16 protein-coding genes are annotated in these 20111 nt (G+C 65.4%); 9 read left to right on the top strand and 7 right to left on the bottom strand.

All coding sequences use genetic code 11. The features are described 5' to 3' along the window. Nucleotides 1–43: 43 nt before the first annotated feature. Nucleotides 44–967: a LysR family transcriptional regulator gene (locus tag DT070_RS03850; RefSeq protein ID WP_228778583.1), complete on the top strand. Its 924-nt coding sequence runs from the start codon at nt 44–46 to the stop codon at nt 965–967. Here DT070_RS03850 and DT070_RS03845 read toward each other — a convergent pair. Both DT070_RS03845 and DT070_RS03840 read right to left on the bottom strand, forming a co-directional pair. Further along, nucleotides 954–1859: an EamA family transporter gene (locus tag DT070_RS03845; protein WP_122954223.1), complete on the bottom strand. Its 906-nt coding sequence runs from the start codon at nt 1857–1859 to the stop codon at nt 954–956. The two genes, DT070_RS03850 and DT070_RS03845, sit on opposite strands and share 14 nt — an antisense overlap. A gap of 11 nt (nt 1860–1870) precedes the next feature. Then, nucleotides 1871–2317, bottom strand: coding sequence for an acyl-CoA thioesterase (locus DT070_RS03840; protein ID WP_122954222.1), 447 nt, complete (start codon nt 2315–2317; stop codon nt 1871–1873). 257 nt (nt 2318–2574) lie between these two features. On the opposite strand from DT070_RS03840, the gene DT070_RS03835 reads away from it, so the two are divergent. The 5 genes from DT070_RS03835 (at nt 2575) to DT070_RS03815 (ending at nt 8661) form a co-directional block, all read left to right on the top strand. Then, nucleotides 2575–3603 carry a TRAP transporter substrate-binding protein gene (locus DT070_RS03835; RefSeq protein WP_122954221.1) on the top strand — a complete coding sequence of 343 codons (1029 nt, stop codon included), beginning with the start codon at nt 2575–2577 and terminating at the stop codon, nt 3601–3603. 152 nt (nt 3604–3755) lie between these two features. Then, on the top strand, nt 3756–5555 hold the full coding sequence (locus tag DT070_RS03830; protein WP_228778653.1) for a TRAP transporter large permease subunit: 1800 nt from the start codon (nt 3756–3758) through the stop codon (nt 5553–5555). Between the two features lie 164 nt (nt 5556–5719). Beyond that, on the top strand, nt 5720–6769 hold the full coding sequence (locus DT070_RS03825) for a LacI family DNA-binding transcriptional regulator (protein ID WP_122954219.1): 1050 nt from the start codon (nt 5720–5722) through the stop codon (nt 6767–6769). A 26-nt stretch (nt 6770–6795) separates the two neighbouring features. Next, entirely contained in the window at nt 6796–7803 is a 1008-nt protein-coding gene (locus DT070_RS03820) for an NAD(P)-dependent oxidoreductase (RefSeq protein WP_122954218.1), read from the top strand. Nucleotides 7804–7842: 39 nt separating this feature from the next. Then, complete coding sequence (locus DT070_RS03815; protein ID WP_122954217.1) at nt 7843–8661, top strand: amidohydrolase; 819 nt, start codon at nt 7843–7845, stop codon at nt 8659–8661. A 1065-nt stretch (nt 8662–9726) separates the two neighbouring features. On the opposite strand, the gene DT070_RS03805 is transcribed toward DT070_RS03815, so the two are convergent. Then, nucleotides 9727–10656 carry a DMT family transporter gene (locus tag DT070_RS03805; protein ID WP_122954215.1) on the bottom strand — a complete coding sequence of 310 codons (930 nt, stop codon included), beginning with the start codon at nt 10654–10656 and terminating at the stop codon, nt 9727–9729. Between the two features lie 83 nt (nt 10657–10739). After that, the gene (gene uvrA / locus DT070_RS03800) at nt 10740–13820 is read right to left on the bottom strand and encodes an excinuclease ABC subunit UvrA (protein ID WP_369973916.1); all 3081 of its coding nucleotides are present in this window, start codon (nt 13818–13820) and stop codon (nt 10740–10742) included. Between the two features lie 189 nt (nt 13821–14009). Between uvrA and DT070_RS03795 the strand changes: the two genes are divergently transcribed. Both DT070_RS03795 and ssb read left to right on the top strand, forming a co-directional pair. Beyond that, on the top strand, nt 14010–15236 hold the full coding sequence (locus tag DT070_RS03795) for an MFS transporter (RefSeq protein WP_122954214.1): 1227 nt from the start codon (nt 14010–14012) through the stop codon (nt 15234–15236). 33 nt (nt 15237–15269) lie between these two features. After that, nucleotides 15270–15764: a single-stranded DNA-binding protein gene (ssb, locus tag DT070_RS03790; RefSeq protein WP_122954213.1), complete on the top strand. Its 495-nt coding sequence runs from the start codon at nt 15270–15272 to the stop codon at nt 15762–15764. A 61-nt stretch (nt 15765–15825) separates the two neighbouring features. On the opposite strand, the gene DT070_RS03785 is transcribed toward ssb, so the two are convergent. The 3 genes from DT070_RS03785 to DT070_RS03775 are packed head-to-tail and all read right to left on the bottom strand — an operon-like array spanning nt 15826 to nt 18437. After that, nucleotides 15826–16293 carry a DUF2917 domain-containing protein gene (locus DT070_RS03785; protein WP_164483710.1) on the bottom strand — a complete coding sequence of 156 codons (468 nt, stop codon included), beginning with the start codon at nt 16291–16293 and terminating at the stop codon, nt 15826–15828. A gap of 32 nt (nt 16294–16325) precedes the next feature. Then, entirely contained in the window at nt 16326–18152 is a 1827-nt protein-coding gene (locus tag DT070_RS03780; RefSeq protein WP_122954211.1) for a BTAD domain-containing putative transcriptional regulator, read from the bottom strand. Nucleotides 18153–18161: 9 nt separating this feature from the next. Further along, on the bottom strand, nt 18162–18437 hold the full coding sequence (locus DT070_RS03775) for a DUF4242 domain-containing protein (RefSeq protein WP_122954210.1): 276 nt from the start codon (nt 18435–18437) through the stop codon (nt 18162–18164). A 231-nt stretch (nt 18438–18668) separates the two neighbouring features. On the opposite strand from DT070_RS03775, the gene DT070_RS03770 reads away from it, so the two are divergent. After that, nucleotides 18669–20087, top strand: coding sequence for a MipA/OmpV family protein (locus tag DT070_RS03770; RefSeq protein ID WP_228778584.1), 1419 nt, complete (start codon nt 18669–18671; stop codon nt 20085–20087). The last annotated feature ends 24 nt before the right edge of the window (nt 20088–20111 follow it).

The raw sequence follows: 20111 nt of genomic DNA, 5'->3' as shown, positions 1-20111 counted from the left end.
TGTGAAGTAGAGCTAATCAATAGGCGAATGAATAGGGCGGGCAATGAGCGACAAATCTATGGACCAACTCAAGCGCATGGCCATCTTTGCCGAGGTGGTGGCGGCCGGCTCGCTCACCGCGGCGGCGCGCCGGCTGGGTATGACGCCCTCGGCCGTGAGCCAGCATTTGCGCCAGCTTGAGCAGGCGCTGGGCCTGGCGCTGCTGCACCGCTCCACCCGGCGCCTGACGCTGACCGAAGCCGGCGAGCGTTACCACGCCGGTTGCGCCGCCATGGTGTCGGCCGCGCGTTCGGCCGAGCAGGCCCTGGTGCGCCTGCGCGATGAGCCCGAGGGCGAGCTGCGCCTGGCCGCGCCCATCGGTTTTGGCGGCTTGCTGGCTTCGGCGCTCGCACCACTGCGCGGCCATCCCAAACTCAGCCTGCGCCTGCTGCTGGACGACACCGTCATCGACCTGATCGAGCAGCGCGTCGACATCGCCTTGCGGGTCGGGCAGCTGCCCGACTCCTCGCTGGTGGCGCGCAAGCTGGGCAGCATGACGCGCCTGCTGTGCGCGTCGCCGGCCTACCTGGCCGAGCGAGGCTGGCCCGCGCACCCGCAGGATTTGCTGCAGCACGACTGGCTGACCAGCCGGCCGCAAAGCCCGGGCGTAGAGATGCTGGAGCTGGAAGGCCCCGCCGGCGAACGCGAAACCTTGCGGCTGGCGCCCCGGGTGCAGGCCTCGCAGGTGACGGCGGTGCACGCGCTGTGTGTGGCCGGCTGGGGGATCAGCATGGCGGTGAGTGAAGACGACCGCCAGGCGCTGGCCGACGGCAGGCTGCTGCCGGTGCTGCCCGGCTGGCGCATGAGCGACATGCCGCTCTACGCCGTGACGCCGCGGCGCGGCGAGCAGCCGGCGAAAGTGCGTCACACGCTGGACTTGCTGGCGGCCTGGTTTGCCCGTTCGGGGGGTAGCGCTAGCGCCGCTTGATCAGCCCGCCCAGCATCACGCAGGCCAGCGCACCCACCACCAGCGCAATGCCGGCCCACTGCCAGGGCGTGATCACTTCACCCAGCACCAGCATGCCGGTGGCCAGGCCCACCACCGGCACCCCCAGGCTGAAGGGTGCGACGCGATTGGCCGGGTGGCGCTTGAGCAGGTTGGTCCACAAGCCGTAGCCCAGAATCGTGGCCGCCCAGCCCAGGTAAGCCACGGCCGCCCAGCTGGACGCGCGTGCTTCCACCCACTGCCAGCGCACGGCCTCCGGGTCAAACGCCCACGACAGCGCGGCAAACGGCAGCACCGCCACCAGGCTGCTCCACACCACAAAGGCCAGCGGCGAATAGTCCTTGTACGTCTGCTGCACGCGGCGCGCCACGATGTTGGACATGGCCCACATGGCGGCCGCGCACAGCGTCAGCACAAAGCCCAGCGGCGTCGTGGCGCCGGCGCCATCAGTGCCCACATAGTTGAGCGCAAAACACGCCAGGCCCAGCGCCGCGAGCACCAGGCCGGCCTGCAGCGGCCGGCTGGCGCGCTCTTGCAGCAACACAAAACCAAAGAGCGCCGTCCAGAACACTTGCGTTTGTTGCAGCACCGAAGCCAGCGCGGCCGTCATGCCGACCTTGAGCGCCAGAAACAAAATGCCGAACTGGCCAACGCCCTGGAACAGGCCGTAAAAAACAATCCACTTCCAGGCGATTTGCGGCGGGCGGATCAACAGTACCAGCGGCAATACGGCAAACACATAGCGGGCCGTGCCGAGCTGGAAGGGCGTGAAGTCGCGCAGGGCGAATTTCATCACCACAAAATTCACGCCCCACAGCACGACCACGGTGAGGGCGGCCGCCAGATCGCGGCCTGTCAGGGAATTAGCTTGCATCGACGGCCTGATCAGCCCGGCTGCATCGCGCGCGCAGCGTCCAGGTGCGCTTTCACCCGCTGGGCCAGGGCAATGTCGCCGGGCGTTTCGGGCCGCCATTGTTCGGCGGGCAGCGCCTTGCCATCCAGATCGACCGCGACAAACACCACCAGGCATTCGGTGATCACCTGCATCTGGCCGAGCTTCATGTCGCCGGCGCGCACTTCGACCGAGATGTTCAGGCTGGTCTTGCCGGTGTAGGCCAGGCGGGCTTCGACTTCGACCAGGTCGCCGATCATGATGGGGCGCTGAAAACGGATGCTGCCCACCGACACAGTGACGCAGTAGCGCTTGGCCCAGCTGGTGGCGCAGGCGTAACCGGCCTCGTCAATCCATTTCATGACGGTGCCGCCGTGTACTTTGCCGCCAAAGTTGACGGTGCTGGGTTCGGCCAGGAAGCGGAGGGTGATGGAGGACATGGGGAGATCCGAGGGACAGTTGAGGGGTTGAAGCTGAGCCCCTGAAGGATAAGCGCGGAACGGCTGCTTGCGGACGCGCCCTGCCGGTTCAAAAGCGGATTTTCTCGTAGGAAAACCGCTGTTTACGGTGGAAAACACCTATCAAAACGGCTGTTTCGGGGCTTGACCGGTATTTTGGTGTAACGATACAGTAAATCGTTCTACAAAGAACCCCGAGATTCCAGAGCGCACCCTAAAACACCATCAGGAGACAAAAAATGACTTCACTTTCACGCCGCCGCTTTGTCCAGACAACGTCCGCCGCCTCGGTTGCCATGGCGACGGGTTTTTCTGGGCTGGCCAATGCCCAGTCCACCGTCACGCTGCGCCTGTCGTCGGCGCATTTGCCCGACCTCAACTCCTCGCACTTCGCCTGGCAGCAGCTGATGGAAGCCAACCTCAAGAAGGCCGTGGGCGACAAGATCCGCATCGACTACTTCCCCAACAACCAGCTCGGCAAGGAAAGCGACGTGGTCCAGCAGGTCAAGGTCGGCTCCATCGACATGATGCTGACGGGCTCCTCCATCTGGGCCACGGTGACGCCGCAACTCGGCATGCTGGACCTGGGCTATTTGTTCGACAGCTATGAGCACGTGGCCAAGGCGCTGGACAGCGGCGTGGGAGCCAAGCTCAACGAGATGCTGCAAAAGGGCACGGGCTGCCAGGTCATCACCTGGAGCGCGCACTACGGCGCCCGCAATGTCTACACCAAGCAGCCGGTCAAGTCGCTGGCCGACATCAAGAACGTCAAGCTGCGCGTGTTGCCCACGCCGGCGTTTATCGAAACCTTCAAGATCATGGGCGCGATCCCCACGCCGATTTCTTTCGGCGAACTCTATATGGCGGCGCAGACCGGCGTGGTCGACGGCTTTGAGCATGACTCCGGCACGGTGCTGGCCAGCAAGCTCAACGAAGTCGTCAAGCACTGCTGGATGACCGAGCACCTCTTCAGCCCCATGGTCTGCATCATGGGCAAGCGCGGCATGGACAAGATCCCGGCCGACCTCAAGCCTGCCTTCCTGAAAGCCGCGCAGGACTCCACCGTGCAGTTGCGCACGACGGGCACGCAAAAAGGCCTGCAGGGCATCGAAGACCTGAAAAAACTCGGCATCACCTTCACGCCCATGGCCAAGAACGAGCGCGACCAGGTCCGCAAGGAAATGGAAGCCAAACTCTGGGCCGGCTTTGCCAGGCAATACCCTGAGACCGCGCCGCTCTTTACCGCAATCAACGCGGCGCGAGGCTGAGCATGGCAGGCAGCATGTCGGCGGCCCTGCCCGGGGCCGTACCCGGGGCGGTAGGGGAGACCTTGCCGGAAGCCCTGTCGCACAACCCGACGCAGGCGTCCGCACCGGGCTTCAGCGTCAACCACTCGTCCGGCCGCTGGCTGGCCTGGCTGATGCGCATGACCGAGTACGTCGCGGGCGTGGTGCTGGCTGTCGATGTGCTGGTGGTGTTTGTCTCGGTGGTGTTCCGCTACTTCCTGCACGAGCCCTTTGACTGGGCCGAGGAAATCGCGCGCGCGCTGATGATCGTGCTGGTGTTTTTCGGCGCCGCCACAGTGCTGGCGCGCAGCCAGCACGTGGGCGTTGATTTGTTCCGCGGTTTGCTGCCGGCGCGCTGGCAGCCGGCGCTGATCCAGTTCGCCAGCTGGATCATCGTGGCCGTGTCGGCCAGCCTGTGCGTGTCGTCCGTCGGCCTGCTGATCGATTCGTGGTCCAGCACCACGCCCATCGGCCTGCCGCAATGGATCTACACCTTCCCCGTCGTCATCGGCAGCCTCTTCATGACGCTGTTCGGCATTGCCAACGCAGTGAACGGCCCGCGGCGCGTGGTGTGGACCACGCTGGCCATCGGCATCGCCATGGTGGTGGCGGTGACGGGCTGGAACATGCTCATGCCGGGCATGGCCATCAAGCCCTGGATGCTGCTGACCATCGGTTTTGTCGGCGGCCTGCTGCTGGGTGTGCCGATTGCCTTTGTGCTGGGGCTGTCGTCGCTGGTGTTCTTCATGGCCGACCCTTCCCTGCCCATGCTGGTGTATTCGCAGCAGGTGATGGCCGGCACCGACCACTATGTGCTGCTGGCCATCCCCTTCTTTGTGCTGGCCGGTTTGCTGATGGAAGCCAACGGCATGTCGTCGCGCCTGATCGAGCTGCTGCTGCGCATGTTCGGCCGCGTGCGCGGCGGGCTGGGGCTGATCACCATCACCGCCACCGCGTTTTTCTCGGGTGTGTCGGGCTCCAAGCTGGCCGACATCGCGGCCGTGGGCGGCATCATCATGCCGGCCGTGCGCAAGACCAAGCAGGACCCGAATGAAACCGCCGGCCTGCTGGCCTGCACGGCCGTGATGGCCGAGACCATTCCGCCCTGCATCAACATGATCATCATGGGCTTCGTGGCCAACATCTCGATCGCCGGCCTCTTCATGGCCGGGCTGGTGCCGGCAGCCGTGCTGGCGCTGTCGCTCGCGGCAGTGACGGTGTACGTCGGCACGCGCATCAACCCCGACGAAGCCTTTGACGTGCGCACGCCGATGTTCCGCCTGCTGGGCGGCGCGATGGTGGCGCTGGTCATGGTCGCGATGATCGGCAAGGGCGTGACCTCCGGCGTGGCAACCTCCACCGAGGTGTCGGCCTTTGCGGTGGTGTACGCACTGGTGGTGGGGTGGATGGCGTTTCGCGAGTTGACCGTCAAGTCGGTGGCGCAGCTCTTTGTGCGATCCGCCTCCATGGCCGGCGGCATCCTCTTTATCGTGGCGGCGGCCTCCAGCGTGTCGTTTGCGCTGACCATCCAGCAGATCCCGCAATACCTGTCGACCTTCATGATCGGGTTTGCGGCCTCGTACGGCAGCACCATGTTCGTACTGCTGTCGGTGCTCATCATGATCATCTTCGGTGCGGTGCTGGAAGGCGCGCCCGCGCTTATCATCTTCGGCCCGTTGCTGACCCCGATTGCCTCGCAGCTCGGCGTCAATCCCTTACATTTCGGGACGGTCATGGTGATTGCGATGGGCCTGGGGCTCTTCGCGCCGCCGATAGGATTGGGGCTCTTTGCCACCTGTGCCATCACGGGCACCGAGCTCAAAAATGTCTGGCGGCCCATGATGAAATACCTGGCGGTGCTGTTCGTCACGCTGATCATCCTGGTGCTGGTGCCGCAGTTCTCGCTATGGCTGCCGACCCGCATGGGCCTGTGAAAATGCGAATAAATCTACTGCGCACCCCAATCCCGGCACTGCGGTCCTCACCGTACGCATGTACGGCTCCGGTCCTCCTACCGGCCTCGGGGTTGCTCGCTACGATTTCTTCACATTTTCACGCGCCACAACCGGCAGACGCATAAAAAGACAGGGAAAAAAACGTGAGCAAGATCCGAGATGTCGCCGCCCTGGCGGGTGTGTCCACCAGCACCGTGTCCAACGTGCTCAACGGCCGTGCCAACCGCATGGCCGCCGAGACGCTGGCACGGGTGGAGGCCGCGATTGCCGAGCTGAAGTACCGGCCCAACTCCACGGCGCGCCAGCTCAAGACCGGCTACACGCCGCTGATCGGTTTGCTGGTGCCGTCCATGGCCAACCCGATGTACGGTTTTATCGCGCGCGAGATCGAAACCCTGGCGCAGGAGCGCTACGGCTTTCGCATCATGATCGGCAACACCTACCGCGACAAGGACAAGGAGCTGCGCTTCTTCGACGACCTGCTGGCCCACGGTGTGCGCGGCGTGATCATCATTTCCTCATTGATCGACGAGCAGCACGTGGAGGCCGCCGCCGAGCGCGGCCTGGTGATGGTGAGCTACGACCGGCGCGCCACGCCGGGCATGACCTCCATCATCGATCACGTGACGGTCGACAGTTTTGAGTCCGCCCGCATTGCGACGCAGCACCTGATCGACATGGGCCACCGGCGCCTGGCGTTTGTCACGCCGGCCGGCCGCACCATGAGCCGTAATGAAAAAATCGCCGGCTTCACGGCCGCCGCCAAAGCCGCAGGGCTGGAGGCGACCGCCCGCGTGGTCGAAGGCACGCCGGTCGACGAATACGGCGACTCGATGATGAGCGAAGTGGGCCGCGCGCAGGCAGGTTTGCTGGCCCAGCTGGCTGACCGGCCCACCGGCGTGATCGGCGTCAACGACCTGATGGCCTTCGGCCTGATGGCGGGCTTTCGCGATGCCGGTTTGGCCGTGCCCGAAGATGTGTCGGTGATCGGCATCGACAACGTGTTTCTTTCCACGCTGATGCACCCGGCCATGACCAGCGTGCGCCTGCCGGTGCCCGAGATGGCGCAGGTAATGGTCGAGCGCGTGATGAGCCGGCTGGCCGACCCGGCCATCGCCACGCAGGAGTTCATCTTCCAGCCCACGCTGATGGCGCGTGATTCGGTCGCGAAATACACGCCCGGCAAGCGCTGACTTTTTATATTGAACAAGGTTTTTGAATGACAACGGTTTTCGTCAGCCACCCCAAAGACAAACTCGCGCATTACTTCGGCGACCGCGCCATCGCTGCGCTCAAAGCGATTGCCGACGTGCGCTTTAACGGCGGCGACACCGATCTCTCGTCCGCCGAGCTGGCGGCGCTGGCCGGCGATTGCGACGTGATCATTTCCTACCGCCAGACGGTGGGTGACGAGGCGCTTTTTGCCGCGCTGCCGCGCCTGCTGGCCTTTGTGCGCTGCGCCATCGACATCCGCAACATCGACGTGCCGGCCGCCAGCCGCCACGGCGTGCTGGTCACGCAGGCCAGCGCGGGCTTTATCCCGTCGGTGAGCGAATGGATCATCGGCGTGATGATCGACCTGAGCCGCCACATCAGCGCAACCACGGCGCTGTACCACGCAGGCCAGCCCGTGACCGCCACCATGGGCCGAGAGCTGCGCGGCGCCACGCTGGGCGTGATCGGCTATGGCCAGATCAGCCAGTATTTGTGCGACGTGGCGCTGGCGTTCGGCATGCGCATCGTGGTGCACGACCCCTACACGCCCACCGGCCGCAAGGAACTGGAGCAGGTCGAGCTGCTGCCGCTGCTGCAGCAGTCCGACTACGTGGTCTGCCTGGCCGCCGCGACCGAGGCCACCGAGAACCTGATGAACGCGACCACCTTTGCCGCGATGAAGCCCCGCGCGTTTTTCATCAACGCCTCGCGCGGCAACCTGGTCGATGAAGACGCGTTGATTGCCGCGCTGGACGCCGGCGTGATCGCCGGCTGCGCCGTCGACGTGGGCCGCGCGCCCGACCAGATGCCGTCGCCCCGCGTGGCCGCACATCCGCGCGTGGTCGCTTCCCCGCACATCGGCGGCCTCACCCCGCCGGCGGTGGAACACCAGGCCATGGAAACCGTGGCGCAGGTGGCCGAGCTGATGCAGGGCCGCGCGCCCAAGGGCGCTGTCAATGCGCAGCAGGCCACGCGCTGGCGGCAGGCCACGCGCGCCCCTCAGGCTGCCTGAACCCGCCCTCCTTTATTCTTTCTTTTCGCGAAAGCTTTTATGCAAGCCACCCAGAACACGACCTACGCCGGCGCGTGCGACTGCCACGTCCACATCTACGAAGACAAATACCCCATGGTGCCCAACGTCGCCTGGGTGCCGCCCCATTTGCCGGTGTCGACGTACCGCGAAGTGCAAAAGGCCCTGGGCCTGAGCCGCGCCGTCATCGTGCAGCCTTCGGCCTATGGTTTTGACAACAGCTGCACGCTGGATGCGGTGGCGCAACTGGGCGAGGCCGGCCGCGGCATCGCGCTGGTGCAGCCGGATGTGCCGGACGCCGAACTCAAGCGGCTGGACGACGGCGGCATCTGCGGCGTGCGCTACATGATGATCAACCCGGTGCTGGGCTGGGAGTCGCTTGAGCCCATGGCCGCGCGCCTGGCGGTGATGGACTGGATGATCAACCTGCAGCTCGATGGCCGCAATTTCCCCGAGCATGAAGAGGTGCTCAAGCGCCTGCCCTGCAAGCTGGTGATCGACCACAACGGCAAGTTCCTCGAACCCGTCAAACCCGACCATCCTTCGTTCCAGTCGCTGCTGCGGGTGCTGGACACGGGCAATGTGTGGATCAAGTTGTCGGCGCCGTATGAGACCTCCAAGGTCGGTGCGCCCGGGTACGACGACGTGAGCCTGATCGCCCGCACCCTGGCGGAGAAATTTCCCGAACGCTGCCTCTGGGCGAGCAACTGGCCGCATCCGGGCCGCAACCCGCCACCGTCGGAAGTGGATTTGTACGATTTGCTGTTTTCGTGGGTGTCGTCGGATGCGGTGCGGCGCAAGATTCTTGTCGACAACCCGGCGGGGTTGTACGGGTTTTGAGGTCTTGCCTGGAGTTGTAGGTGTTTTTGGCCTCTAGCCCAGGTGTTGTCTTGGGTTTTAGCTCCTGAATTGATAGCGTTCATCGCACACCGTACACCGCACACCGCATCCCGTACCCGTACCCGTACCCGTACCCGTACCCGTACCCGCACCCCGCACCCCGCACCCCGCACCCGTTCGGGCTGAGCCTGTCGAAGCATTCTCCCCTCCCGTTCGGGCCGAGGTATCGAAGCCTGGCGGTGCTCCGACGATGTGTTTTTTGCTGAGGCTTCCTGGCCGGGGGTTGCCCGGCAGCAAGTAACTTTCTTTTGCTTCGCCAAAAGAAAGTCACCAAAGAAAAGGCGACCCTGGTTCCTGCGTCCCTTCGCTTCGCTACGGGCAACCTGCGGTGCTCGGCCCAGCCGGGGTCAAAAACAACTCGCTTCGCTCAAACAAGTTTTTGCCCTGATCCGTCTGGTCCTCCGCTCCTCGGCGCATCCACAAGGGGCAATCGGGAACGGGAGCGGGGACCAAAGACAAATAACCAATGCAAATACAACAAGGACTCGCCACGGCGAGTCCTTGTTTCTTCAGGTATTCGGTTTTGGTATTCGGCTGTTGGGTGTTCCTGTCTCCACCCCCTTCTGGATGCGCCGAGGAGCGGAGATTCAGGCGGATCAGGGATCGCGTTGTTTGAGCGAAGCGAGTTTAGCGAGACCCCACCTGAATCGAGCACCGCAGGTTGCCCGTAGCGAAGCGGAGGGACGCAGCCAGCAGGGTCGCCTTTCTTTTGCTTACTTTTCTTTGGCGAAGCAAAGAAAAGTAAGTTGCCGCCGGCAACCCCGGCCAGGAAGCCTCAGCAAAAAACACATCGTCGGAGCACCGCCAGGCTTCGATACCTCAGCCCGAACGGGAGGGGAGAAGGCTTCGATACCTCGGCCCGAACGGGAGGGGAGAATGCTTCGACAGGCTCAGCCCGAACGGGGGACGGGGGACGGGGAACGGAGGGAGACGGGAAATGGTGACCGCTATCAATTCAGGAGCTAAAACCCAAGACACCACCTGGGCTAGAGGCCAAAGAGAGCCTCAACCCGCAACCTTCTCCTCCTTCGTCACCAACCAGATCCCATAACAAACCAGCAACAAGGCCAAGCCGTTCTTCCACTCCAGAAAACTCTCCTCCAGGAACACCGCCGACAGCAGCGTCCCGAAAATCGGCACCATGAAGTTGAACACCGTGATCATGCTCACCCGGTTGTATTTCAGCAAAATCGTCCACAGTGAAAACGCTGCCGACGACAACACCACCAGGTAGACCATCAGCAAGGTCGACTTCAGCGTGAAGCCCGTCAGCGTGCCGCCAGTGGCAAAGCCGATCAGCAACAAGGCCAGGCCGCCAATCGCCAGTTGCCAGCCCGTCAGCACCACCGAGTCCACGCGCTGCGACACCTTCTTTCCGTAGATGCTGGCGGCCGACAGCACAAAGGCGGCGATCACCACAAAGCCCTCGCCCAGCAGCGTGAAGTCGAAGGTCAGCAAACCTTCGCTGAAGTTCACCACCATCACGCCGGCAAAACCGACCACGCAGCCCAGCACCTTGTTAAAACTGAGCCGGTCGTTCTTGTAGATGTAGTGCGCCAGCAGCACGCTGAAAAAAGTGCCCGTCGCATTCATGATCGAACTCTTCACACCCGTGGCATACGCCAGGCCGATGTAGAAGAACACGTATTGCAGGCTCGTCTGCGTCAGGCCCACCAGCGTCACCTGCCCGAAGGTGCGGCGGTCCAGCTTGAACACCGGCTTTTTGCTGAGTGCGGCAAACACCAGCAGCACCAGGCCGGCAAATACAAAACGCCAGCCGGCAAACACCAGCTTGGACGGAATGTCGTTGGCGGCGATATGGAACAGCGCGTAGCCGTTCTTGATGGCCGGGTAGGCGCTGCCCCAGAGCAGGCAGCACAGCGAGGCCAGCAGGAAAACGACTTTGCGCTGGGTGAAAAAGGTGGAGCTGTTCAAAACCGGGATTCCATGAAAGAAAGGGAAAACAAAAAGGCGCGGCCCGGGCGCGGCGCGCGCCCTGACGCATCAACAACAAAAAATTACAGCAGGCGGGCCAGGTAGCGGCCGGTGTGGCTGGCCGGGTTGGCGGCGATGTCTTCGGGTGTGCCCACGCCCACCACCGTGCCGCCACCGGCCCCGCCTTCGGGGCCCATGTCGACCAGCCAGTCGGCGGTCTTGATGACGTCCAGGTTGTGCTCGATCACCACAATCGTGTTGCCGGCATCGCGCAGCTGGTGCAGCACCTTGAGCAGCAGGTCGATGTCGGCAAAGTGCAGGCCGGTGGTCGGCTCGTCCAGGATGTAGAGCGTGCGGCCGGTGTCGCGTTTGCTCAGCTCCAGCGCGAGCTTGACGCGTTGCGCCTCGCCGCCCGACAGCGTCGTCGCGGCCTGGCCCAGCTTGATGTAAGACAGGCCCACATCCAGCAGCGTGTGCAGCTTGCGCGAGATGGTGGGCACGGCCTTGAAGAACTCGGCGGCCACCTCGACGGTCAAATCGAGGATCTGCGCGATGTTTTTGCCCTTGTATTGCACCTCGAGGGTTTCGCGGTTGTAGCGCATGCCCTTGCAGACATCGCAGGGCACATACACGTCGGGCAAAAAGTGCATTTCGACCTTCACCACGCCGTCGCCCTGGCAGGCTTCGCAGCGGCCGCCGGCCACGTTAAAGCTGAAGCGCCCGGCGCCGTAGCCGCGTTCGCGCGCGGTGTTCATCTCGGCCATCAGCTCGCGAATCGGCGTGAAGAGGCCGGTGTAGGTGGCCGGGTTGCTGCGCGGCGTGCGGCCGATGGGCGACTGGTCGACGTTGATGACCTTGTCGAAATGCTCGATGCCTTCAATCGCTTCGTGGGCCGCGGGCTCTTCATGCGCGCGGTACAGCGTGCGCGCCACTGCGGCGTACAGCGTGTCGTTGACCAGCGTGGACTTGCCGGAGCCGGAGACGCCGGTCACGCAGGTGAGCAGGCCCACCGGGAATTCGACACTCACGCCCTTGAGGTTGTGGCCGGTGGCGTTGATGACGCGCAGCGCCTGCATGTCGCCCAGCGTGGCCTGGTGCACGGCTTCGCGTGCGGCGCGGCGCTCGGCGGCCGGGCTTTGCGGAAAGCGCGAGACTTTTTTCTTCTCGGCCGCTTCCACCGCTTTGACCGTCGGCAGCCAGGGCGTGCGGCGTTGGGGCACGGCGATCTTCAGCGTCTGGGCCAGGTACTGGCCGGTCAGCGAGGCGGGGTTGTCCCGCACTTCTTCAAACGTGCCCTGCGCCATCACGCGCCCGCCGTGGATGCCGGCGCCCGGGCCCATGTCGATCACGTGGTCGGCGGCGCGGATCATGTCTTCGTCATGCTCGACCACCAGCACGCTGTTGCCGATGTCGCGCAAATGTTTGAGGGTACCGATCAGGCGGTCGTTGTCGCGCTGGTGCAGGCCGATGCTGGGCTCGTCGAGCACATACATCACGCCCGTCAGGCCCGAGCCGATTTGCGAGGCCAGGCGGATGCGCTGCGACTCGCCGCCCGAGAGTGTCTCGGCGCTGCGGTCCAGGCTCAGGTAATTGAGGCCGACGTCGTTGAGGAATTTCAGGCGCAGGCCGATCTCGCGCACCACCTTGGCGGCAATCTCGGCCTTGGCGCCCTGCATCTTCAGCGCGTTGAAATAGTCGAAGCTTTCGCGCAGCGTGGCGTGGCTGATTTCATAAATCGCCTTGCGGTGGCTGCGCGCCAGGGGATCGCTGCCGTCTTCCGGCGCGCCCACCAGGTACACGTGGCGCGCTTCGGTGCGCAGGCGCGTGCCTTCGCAATCGGGGCAGGGCTGCACGCTGCGGTAGCGGGCGAGTTCCTCGCGCACGGCAGCGGAGTCGGTGTCGCGGTAGCGGCGCTCGAAGTTGGTGATCACGCCTTCGAAGGGATGCTTCTTGGTGATCTTCTTGCCGGCGAAGTTGCCCGAGTCCATCACATAGCTGAACTTGATTTCTTCCTCGCCCGAACCGTGCAGCACCACTTGCTGCACGTTCTCGGGCAGGTCTTCAAAGGCCGTGTCGATGTCGAACTTGTAATGCTTGGCCAGGCTCTCGAGCATCGAGAAGTAATAGCCGTTGCGGCGGTCCCACCCCTTGACGGCGCCGCTGGCCAGGCTCAATGAGGGGAATGCCACCACGCGCGCCGGGTCGAAAAACTCCATGTGGCCCAGGCCGTCGCAGGTCGGGCAGGCGCCGACGGGCGAGTTGAACGAGAAGAGCCGCGGCTCCATCTCGCTGAGTGAGTAGTCGCATACCGGGCAGGAAAACCTGGCGCTGAAGAGATGCTCTTTGTCCGTGTCCATTTCCAGCGCAATCGCCTTGCCGTCGGCCAGGCGCAGCGCGGCTTCAAAGCTTTCGGCCAGGCGCTGCTGCATGTCGGCGCGCACCTTGATGCGGTCAATCACCACGTCGATGTTGTGCTTCTCGGTTTTCTTGAGCTTGGGCAGGTCGTCGTACTCATACGCCGTGCCGTCGACGCGAAAGCGCACATAACCTTGCGACTGCATCTCGGCAAACACGTCCACAAACTCGCCCTTGCGGTCGCGCGCCACCGGCGCCAGGATCATCAGCTTGGTGTCTTCGGGCAGGGCCAGCACGGTGTCGACCATCTCGCTGACGCTTTGCGCCTGCAGCGGCAAGTCGTGAATCGGGCAAAACGGCGTGCCGGCGCGGGCAAACAAGAGGCGCAGGTAGTCGTGGATCTCGGTCACCGTGCCGACGGTGGAGCGCGGGTTGTGCGAGGTCGCCTTTTGCTCGATGGAGATCGCGGGCGACAGGCCCTCGATCATGTCAACGTCGGGCTTGTCCATCAGCTGCAAAAACTGGCGGGCGTAGGTGGAGAGGCTTTCGACGTAGCGGCGCTGGCCTTCGGCGTACAGCGTGTCGAAGGCCAGGCTTGACTTGCCCGACCCGCTCAGCCCGGTGATGACCACCAGCTGGTTGCGCGGGATGTCCAGGTCAATGTTCTTGAGGTTGTGCGTGCGTGCCCCGCGAATGCTGATGCGTTGCGCCGCCAGGGCCTGCGCCAGATAACGGCCTGCAGGCTCAGCCACATGCCGGCCTTCTGCGGCCTGGGAAGCGAGGTATTTGCTGTCGTCGGGAGAGTTCAAGATGTGGCAGCCGCAAAACTCTCCATCATAGACCGAAGCACTGTTTCAAGCACAATAGCCGGTTGGGTACCGTCCGGACGGCCGGGTTTGCCGTGTCATACAGGCCGATTGCCCGTTTTCCCCTCTTTTTCAGCCCTTTTTGCCGCTTTTTACCCCTTGACCGCGCCGACTGCCCCTTTGTCCTTCCCGATGACCGCTACCGAGCGGCGCGCCAGCGCCTCGCTGGCGTCGATTTTTGCGCTGCGCATGCTGGGCCTTTTCCTGGTGCTGCCGGTGTTTGCGCTGGAGGCGGCCAAATACCCCGGCGGCGATGACCCGGCGCGGGTTGGGCTGGCCATGGGCATTTACGGCCTGACGCAAGGCCTTTTGCAGATTCCGTTCGGCATCGCCTCGGACTGGTGGGGCCGAAAACGCGTGATTATTTCCGGCCTGGTGGTTTTTGCGCTGGGCAGCCTGGTGGCGGCCTGGGCGCCCGACCTTCACTGGCTGATTGCCGGCCGCTCACTGCAGGGCGCGGGCGCCATTTCGGCCGCTGTCACCGCGCTGCTGGCCGACTCCACCCGGGACGAGGTGCGCACCAAGGCCATGGCCCTGGTGGGTGGCAGCATTGCCTTGATGTTTGCGCTCTCGCTGGTGGTGGCGCCGCTGCTGGGCGGCCTCATCGGCCTGCATGGCCTGTTTGCCCTGACCGGCGCCCTGGCGCTGGGTGGCATTGCCGTGGTGATCTGGTGGGTGCCGCCCGAGCCGGTGGAGCACGCCAACCGCCCGCGCGGCAGTGTGGCCGAAGTCCTGAAAGATGCGGCCCTGCTGCGGCTGGACTTTGGCGTTTTTATCCTCCACGCCGTGCAACTGGCCATGTGGGTCGCCATTCCGGCCCTGCTGGTGGGCGCCGGGCTGGACAAGGCCAGCCACTGGCAGGTGTACCTGCCGGCGGTGCTGGCCTCATTTGTGGTGATGGGCATGACGCTGTTTCCGCTGGAAAAGCGCGGCTACCTGCGGGCCGTGTTCCTGGGCGCGGTAGGCCTGATCGGGCTGGTGCAGCTGGGCCTGCTCTGGGTGGCTTCGGCGACACCCGGCCTGGGCTTGCTGGCGGGCTTGCTGTTCCTGTTTTTCTGCGGCTTCAATGTGCTGGAGGCCACGCAGCCCAGTCTTGCATCGCGCGTGGCGCCGGCGCATGCGCGCGGTGCGGCGCTGGGGGTCTACAACACCCTGCAGTCGCTGGGCTTTTTTGCCGGTGGGGCGGTCGGCGGCTGGATCACCAAGACGCACGGCGCCGAGGGGCTTTTTGCAGTCTGCGGCGGCCTGATGCTGCTGTGGCTCGCGGTGGCCTGGCCCATGAAGGCGCCCAGCCGGCATGGGGCTGCGTCTGTTACAGACAACCCTAATGCCGCACCGGGCCACCCAGTTAAACTCTAAAGTTCGATCCAGGTTAGATCAGGAGAACACCCCATGGCATCCGTCAATAAAGTCATCGTCGTCGGCAATCTCGGCCGCGACCCCGAAATGCGCACTTTCCCGAGCGGCGACCAGGTCGCCAACGTCACCATTGCCACCACCGACAAATGGAAAGACAAACAAAGCGGCGAAATGAAAGAAGCCACCGAATGGCACCGCGTGGTGTTCAACGGTCGCCTGGCCGAGATCGTCGGCCAGTACCTGCGCAAGGGCTCGCAGGTGTACGTTGAAGGCAGCCTGCGCACGCGCAAGTGGACCGACAAGGACGGCATCGAAAAATTCACCACTGAAATCCGCGCCGACCAGATGCAGATGCTGGGCAGCCGCCAGGGCATGGGCGGCCCCGGCGGTGACGACGGCGGCGGCTACGAAGCCCCGCGCCAGTCCGCACCGGCACGCGCACCTGCCGCAGCCGCACCCCGGCAGGCGCCAGCGGCCTCCAAGGCTGCCAGCGGTTTCGACGACATGGACGACGATATTCCGTTCTGATCCGCCGCTTCGGCGTTGCAAACAAGAGGCCCCAGGCGTTGACGCCTTGGGCCTTTTTTCTTTAGGGGCGCTGGCCTTTGAAGGCCGCAGGCTGCGCTGCACCGCCACGCTCCAGCGCGATGAACACCGCATGGCAGTCGCTGGTCTCGCGGCGGCCGCGCGCCCGGATGGCGCCCGCTGCGGCGCTGCGTCCCAGCGCCATGAAAGCGCGGGCCGCCAGCAGCGCAAGGAAGGCCGTGCCGTTCAGCGGCCCGGCGAGCAGGGCGCTGAAAACCCCTTGCCGGCAGGGCTCCCAGTGCAGGCTGGCGCCTTGCTGCTTTTGCCTTCCTGCTGATTCAACCACTGCGTTCTCGCCGGCGTCCAGCCACACGCGTTGCCCCGCTTCGATGAAGTGGTCGCCCAGGTCGTGGTTGCGCGTCAGCCAGAGCCGGCCGCGCAGCACCGTCAGTTCGCCGCCCGCGCGGGGCAGGCGCAGCGCCTGGCCGGGCGCCAGCAGCCGGGTTCCGCCGTGCAAGGTGTTTGTCTTCATCATCAGCCTCTTGAGGTATTGCGGCGGCGGTGTCAAAGCGCGGCCAGCGCGTGCAGCGCGGGGTTGTCGATCCGGCCTGCGAGCAGCCGCGCCGCGGCCCCGCTGGCGCTGTCGCCGAGTGCGGCGCGGTGCAGGCAGGCGCGCACCGTCAACTCGCGCATGCCGCTGCGCGCGGCCAGGCCCTGCATGTCGTTGATCCAGGCCGAGGCCTGGGGCATGGCGTGCGCCACGGCCACGCCGCACAGGGCGTCAAGCGCATAGGCCTTGCCCCACAGGTAGGCGTCCGGCAGGCGAGTACAGCGCGCGATGGCGTCAAGGAGGATTTCGACCGCGCGCTGCGGCTCACCGCGCGCGATGGCCACGCATCCCAGGCCCCGGCCGGCAATGCCTTCCCAGCAAGGGTCGCCGATCTGGCAGCCGAGCGCAAAAGCGTGTTCAAAGCGGCTCGCCGCGGCGTCCACGTCGCCGCGCACCAGGTCGACTTCGGCCCGCAGCGATTGCGGCCACGGCACAAACGCCGTCCAGCCTTGCTGGGCGAGGCCGACCGACCTGTCCAGGGCGCCGGCCGCGGCATCGGGATCCCCGTGCAGCAGCAGCGCACGCCCCAGCATCGACAGCGCGTAGGCGGTTTGCCGCCTGTCGCCGGCGGCCGCGGCCAGCGTTTCGGCCTCTTGCAACAGGCCGATGGCGGCCGTGTAGTGCGCGGTGTCGCTGAGCGCGGCGCCGTGCACGATGGCGATGCGCGCCTGCTCGGGGCGGTCGCCGGCGGCCAGCGGGGCGGCCTGCTCCAGCCACGCCAGCGTGCGCTCGTAACGCCCGCGCAGGAACTCCACATAGCCAAGTTCGCGGCAGGCCGCCGCGGCGAGCGCCGGTGAGGCGTCCCGGCCGACCGCCAGCGCTTCGTGGAGCGCCGTGGCGCCTTCCTCGTCGCGCCCCCGGGCGGCATGTACCAGTGCGCCGCCCAGCGCCACGCGGGCCCGGGTTCGCAGAACGGCGTCGCCGGTGGCGTCGGCTTCCACAATGGCGCGGCGCAGGCACTGCAGTCCGGCATCCAGCGCGCCGGCGCCGATGGCCGCCTCGCCGGCTTCCAGCTGCGCCAGCGCCGCGGCGCGCCCGGTGGCGGGCCCTGCAGTGGGCACCGCCGTGACCGTGCGCATGGCGGCGTCCAGCGTGGCGCCGGGTTGCACGCCGAGCTCGCGCTGGAACAGCTCCCGGCAGGCGGCGGCCTGGCGCGCCGCGCCCACGCCGTCGCCTGCCGCCGCAAGGCTGCGCACCAGCAGCGCCTGGTAGTTTTCATCGAGCGGGTTGTGCCGCACCAGCCGGCCGGCCAGCGCGGCGGCTTCGGCCATGGCGCCGGCGGCCATGCGGGCCAGTGCGGCTTCGCGCAGCACGGCTTCTGCGGCGGCCTGCAAATGGCGGCGTTCGGTGGCGAGCCAGACCTCAAAGGCCGGGCTGCCGGGGAAATTCATGCCTTCCAGCAGCTCGCGGCCCAGGCCGGGCACGCACAGGGCCTGCGCCCAGCTTCCCGACAGCACGGCGCGCAGGTCGACGTAGCTGGCCGCTTCAAGCGGCAGCGCCGGCACATCGCCGCGCAGGCCGTCGGTGCCGAGCAGGCGGCGCAACTCGCTGAGGTTCCAGCGCAAGGCGGCCAGCGGGTCTTCGGCATCCTCGAACAGCAGCCCTGCCAGGTGTTTGCGGCTGACCGGCGCGCCGCTCTGGACCAAATAGGCGAGCAGACCCCAGACCTTGTGCCCGCGCGGGGCCGCCACCGGGCTGCCGCCGCGCTCGACCCGCGGCGGGCCGAGCAGGTAAATGGCAAGCCCCTGCGGCGGCGGGGCGTCGGGGGCTTGCGGTTTCACCGGTGGGCCTCAGGCTTCGGCGGTGGTGGGGTCGATGACGGTGGTGACCTGCGCGATGGAATTCGCCGGAAAGCCCCCCCTGCGCGCATGTTCCCTGACGAGTTCTTCATTGGCCGCGCGGTAGATGCAGTACATCTTGTCACCCGTCACGTAGCTTTGCATCCACTGGACGTCCGGCCCCAGGTCGTGCAGCACGCCGCAGGATTTCTGGGAGATGGATTGCAGTTCGGCGGGCTTCAGGGCCCCGAGTCCGGGGATGGCGCGTTCGATCACAAATTTGGGCATAACAGGCTCCTTTGAGTTGGTGGAGACCCGACGATAGGCAGTGTACGTGTGAGCCGGCGTGTGAGGAAACCGGCCCAAAAGGATGCCGGCCTAGCCGGTTTGTGCCGTTTTGCTTACAAGTTGGGCGGGCCGGGGTGTGCCATTCGTGGATAGCATCGGAGTGTCCTTCGCGCCCCAGCCATCGGGCAGCCCTTTTTTGCCCTCTTTTTTTGCACTTTCCCCCAAAAAAACATGATGAATCTCACCTTCTCGCCGCGCCGCCTCCTTGTGGGCTCCACCCTTGCGCTGGGCAGCCTTTGCGCCCTTTTCGCGGTATCGCCGGCCCTGGCGGGCGGCAACACCGAGCCGCTCACCGACATCCTCTCGGCGCCCGGCAGCGCCGGCCTGGGCCTGGTGACGCGGATCGAGCGCTCGCCCTACAAGGATGCGGGCACCCGCTACGACCTGCTGCCGCTGTACCTGTATGAGGGCGAGCGGCTTTTCCTGCATGCCAACCGCGGCGGCGTGAAGCTGCTCAACGGCACCGAGCAGCGGCTGGACCTTTTTATCGAGCAGCGCCTGGAGGGCTTTCCGACCGAGCGGCTGCCCGCCAGCCTGGCCGGCATGTCGCCGCGCGATTCGGGCATCGACCTGGGCCTGGCTTACCGCTGGCGCCAGCCCTGGGGCACGCTGCAGGCCGAGCTGGTGCATGACATCAGCAACACCTACAAGGGCAACGAGGTCCGCCTGGGCTACACCTACGACTGGCGCTCAGGCCCGTGGATGCTGCGGCCCAACATCACCGTGTCCATGCGCGACGCCAGGCTCAACAACTATTACTACGGCGTGCAGCCCGGCGAGGCGACACCGGGCCGGCCCGCGTATGCGCCGGGCTCCGGCATTCAGACCTCCATCGGCCTGTATGGCTCTTACGACCTGACGCAGCGCTGGCGCCTGCTGGCCGGCGTGTCGGCCACCATGCTGGACAGCAAGACCAAGGACAGCCCCATCGTGCAAAAAGGCGTGCTGCCCGCGGTGTACCTGGGCGCGGCGTATGACTTCGGCGGCCACAAGCGCGAATGGGCCGAAGACAGCTCGCCCACCTACTTCAAGCTGCTGTACGGCAAATCGACCGAGGACGGCTGCCACCTGGCCAAGATCATCACGGCGCAGTGCCTCTCCACCGCCAAAACCAATTCGACCAGCATCACCGGCATCCAGGTGGGCAAGCCCTTCCTGAACAACGTCAACGGCTGGCCGCTGGACTTCATCGGCTATGTGGGCCTGACGCACCACAACGAGCGCGGCCTGCAGGCCAACGGCGTGCAGCTCGACTTGTTCATGAAGGCGGTGTATTCGGGCTTTCCGTGGAGCGACCGCGTGAAGACGCGGCTGGGGCTGGGCGTGGGCGTGTCGATGGCGCAGCGGGCGCCTTACATTGAGTCGTCCAGCCTGGCGGCCAACGGCAAGTCGCCCTCGCGCATGCTGAATTTCCTGGACCCGACCATCGACGTGAGCCTGGGCGACCTGATCGGCTACCGCCCGCTGAAGGAAACCTATATCGGCTTCGGCGTCTCGCACCGCTCCGGTATTTTTGGCACGTCGCGCCTGCTGGGCAATGTCAACGGCGGCTCCAACTACATCTACACCTACGTCGAGTCGGCGCTTTAAGCCTTCGGTCAAACCCGGTTTGCT

It is taken from the genome of Polaromonas sp. SP1, assembly GCF_003711205.1.
Taxonomy (GTDB): Bacteria; Pseudomonadota; Gammaproteobacteria; order Burkholderiales; family Burkholderiaceae_C; genus Polaromonas.
The sequence above is the reverse complement of the archived record's forward strand: the minus strand, read 5'-3'. Positions and strand labels throughout refer to the sequence as shown.